Origin of the sequence: Paenibacillus sp. GYB006 (assembly GCF_036577645.1) — a bacterium.
In the GTDB taxonomy this organism is placed as follows: Bacteria; Bacillota; Bacilli; order Paenibacillales; family Paenibacillaceae; genus Paenibacillus.
Genome location: NZ_JARBDA010000116.1, coordinates 1 through 234 on the forward strand (window position 1 = coordinate 1; position 234 = coordinate 234).

Below are 234 nucleotides of genomic sequence, written 5' to 3' on the forward strand. Positions count from 1 at the left end.
GGTTTCACGTGCCTCGCACTACTCGGGATCCGTCTCGGAGGGAACAGATTTTTGACTACAGGGCTTTTACCTTCTCTGGCGGGCCTTTCCAGACCTCTTCAACTAATCGGTTCCTTTGTAACTCCATATGAGACGTCCCACAACCCCAACCAGCAAGCTGATTGGTTTGGGCTAATCCGCGTTCGCTCGCCGCTACTGACGGAATCACTATTGTTTTCTCTTCCTCAGGGTACT

General features: G+C 51.7%; 1 rRNA gene. It reads right to left on the minus strand.

Annotation, left to right across the window (positions count from 1 at the left end):
- Positions 1–234, minus strand: a 23S ribosomal RNA gene (locus PV403_RS25240); the annotation flags it as partial.